The 2,515-nt window shown below is 55.9% G+C and carries 3 protein-coding genes and 1 pseudogene; 2 read left to right on the top strand and 2 right to left on the bottom strand.

Annotated features, from left to right (window positions below; genetic code table 11):
• Positions 1–87: 87 nt before the first annotated feature.
• Both CVV68_RS24525 and CVV68_RS24520 read right to left on the bottom strand, forming a co-directional pair.
• Positions 88–444, bottom strand: coding sequence for a helix-turn-helix domain-containing protein (locus CVV68_RS24525; RefSeq protein ID WP_245933749.1), 357 nt, complete (start codon positions 442–444; stop codon positions 88–90).
• Between the two features lie 102 nt (positions 445–546).
• Positions 547–1,050: pseudogene (locus tag CVV68_RS24520) on the bottom strand (AraC family transcriptional regulator); the annotation flags it as partial.
• A gap of 110 nt (positions 1,051–1,160) precedes the next feature.
• Here CVV68_RS24520 and CVV68_RS22800 point away from each other — a divergent pair.
• On the top strand, positions 1,161–1,799 hold the full coding sequence (locus tag CVV68_RS22800; protein ID WP_110503263.1) for an HD domain-containing protein: 639 nt from the start codon (positions 1,161–1,163) through the stop codon (positions 1,797–1,799).
• A 193-nt stretch (positions 1,800–1,992) separates the two neighbouring features.
• A complete protein-coding gene (locus CVV68_RS22795; protein WP_110503262.1) occupies positions 1,993–2,349 on the top strand; it encodes a hypothetical protein in 357 nt (118 codons plus the stop codon).
• Positions 2,350–2,515: the final 166 nt, after the last annotated feature.

Genomic DNA, 2,515 nt, shown 5'->3' with positions numbered 1-2,515 from the left:
AGAACTCACTGCAGCATAATCAAAGAACTGACCCGCACGGTGTTGAGGCAAACTCCACCACTCAGCGGGACGTAACCAATCGGATTTCTAACTTGTACGATGCGTGGTCGTGAATCGCTGCTTGTATGCACTGGGAGGCATTCCAATCCGACTGACAAAAACACGGCGCAGCGTTTCAGAGTTCTGAAATCCGGACCGCTTGGCGGCGGCGGCGACTGTCTCTCCTCGCAGAAGTAAAGCTTTCGCCGTCTCCAAGCGAATTTTTTCAACAAACTTGACCGGTGTCATACCAAGTTCAGCCTGAAACAGACGTGCCAAGTGCCTGGTGCTAACGCCAGCGAACATCGAGAGCTCGGACATGCCGTAGACGGCTTCGGGACGAACAGAGACTGCATCCACCACTCGCCTCACGCTTTCCTGTGTGCCGCGCGAGATTGCCAGCATGGACGAAAACTGCGACTGGCCCCCGGGGCGCTGCATGTAGACAACGAGTTGTTGTGCAACATCGCGGGCAAGGTCCGATCCGTAGTCCACTTCGACGACGGATAGAGCGAGATCAATCCCGGAAGAGACACCGGCTGACGTATGGAACTTTCCATCGCTTACATAGAGCGCATCAGGTACAACATCTGCGGTTGGACACACTCGAGCGAGGAGGGACGTATATGCCCAGTGAGTCGCCGCGCGCCGTCCGTCCAGTGCACCGACGGCCGCAAGTAGAAACGCCCCAGTGCACACCGAGACCACTCGATCTGCCACCGCTACAAGGTGCCTAGTCGCAGACCGGAGTTCAGTCGGCAGTGGCCCCCTCGGAAGCGAATCACCACCTGGAATGATTACGGTATCAGCGTGGGATACGTCCAAGGCAGGTCCGTCTACCTGCATGGTTGCCCCGATAGATGTCCCTACCGGTCGGCCGTCAGTGGAGACATATGTGAGCTTATAGTCCCCGCCCAGACGTGCCGCTTCAGCGAAAACTTCGGCGGGGCCCGCCACATCGAGCTGTTTCATGCCCTCGAACAAGAGGAAAACAATCTCGTGGTGTGCCATCTCCCCATTATGTCCAGATATGTGGGATATATGTCAATTTGGACACTCGCGGTCGGGATGGCAGAAGGAGAGACTTGAATTGCCCCGAACCCGAACAACAGGAGACGAACATGACCGAGAACATCGCCGGGATCACTATCCCTGACACCAGTCTGGTCCGCGAGATCACTGATTACATTCGCGATCAGGAAAGCGAGCTGCTCTACCACCATTCCCGACGCGTCTTCTTGTTCGGCGCACTGATGGGCGATCGCCGCGGGCTCGACGTCGATCTAGAATTGCTCTATGCCGGTGCTATGTTCCATGATCTCGGCCTCACTGACAGTTACCACAATTCAAAGCTGCGGTTTGAGGTTGACAGCGCTAACGCCGCACGCGAATTCTTGACTGCTCGCGGAGTCGATGCTGAGAGGGCCAACGCCGTCTGGACGGGGATTGCTTTGCATACGACCCCCAATGTTCCCGAATTCATGATCCCAGAGGTTGCACTGGTCACCGCCGGCGTCGAGACCGACGTACTCGGTATCTGGTATCACGAGCTTAACGACGCAGAGCGTGAGGAGGTTACCTCAGTTCACCCTCGTGCAGACTTCAAGAACCAGATCCTCGCTGCCTTCACGGAGGGCAACATCCATCGACCTGAGAGTACTTTTGGCAATGTGAACGCAGACGTGCTCGCCCACTACATGCCTGACTACCAGCGTGAGGACTTCGTGAAGATCATCAAGAACAACGCCTGGGCCGAGTAAGCAGGAGCTTCACTTCAAAACGAAAATGGTTTGCTCCACTCATCCCGAAACGCTCAGGCTGCTTATCTACAAGCGTTTCGGGATGAATCTCCAAGCGGTCATGCTCTGAAGGGGTCACACCACACGTCTTCCGCAACTCTGCCGCAACTCTGATTGATCGTGAATACAGTTCAAAACGGGGGTCTGCCCGGGTTTGGTTGTCGTCGGACATTCGTTCGGCGACCTTGTCGCCCAGAAGCTGCTCGGCGACAATCTTGCCTCGGCCGCAGTGGCAATCGACTCAGCGGCGATGAAGGGAGTGAACAAGGTCACCCTTACGGTGTGGCGCTCGTCATTCCCTGTGATCAGCAGGGCCTCGAACAAAGCCAAGGCTGTGAGCCTGACCGAGAATCAGTTCCGCTACGGATTCGGTAACGAGATCCCGAAGGCGGAATCAAAAGTGCTATTTGAACAGTTCAGCATCCCGGTGCCTGCGCTTCTTAGGGGGTTGGGGACCATTGCGCGGGAAAGTAGCGATAAAGCCCACACCCGAGCTTCTGGAGCTGTCTGATCAGGACTAACGCTTGGAGTCCGTCTTGAAAACGATCCATTCATGAGACGGATTGACCACTCGCTCTAAGGGGTCAATAGTTGTCATTTTCTCTAATGGATATTGGCTGGCCCGGGGCTGGCTGGCAGACTGGTGCTACTCCGGCCAGGTGTGACTCGCTCATTTT

Source organism: Arthrobacter livingstonensis (genome assembly GCF_003219815.1).
In the GTDB taxonomy this organism is placed as follows: Bacteria; Actinomycetota; Actinomycetes; order Actinomycetales; family Micrococcaceae; genus Specibacter; species Specibacter livingstonensis.
Note: the sequence above shows the minus strand (reverse complement) of the source record. Positions and strands in the feature narration are given on the sequence as shown.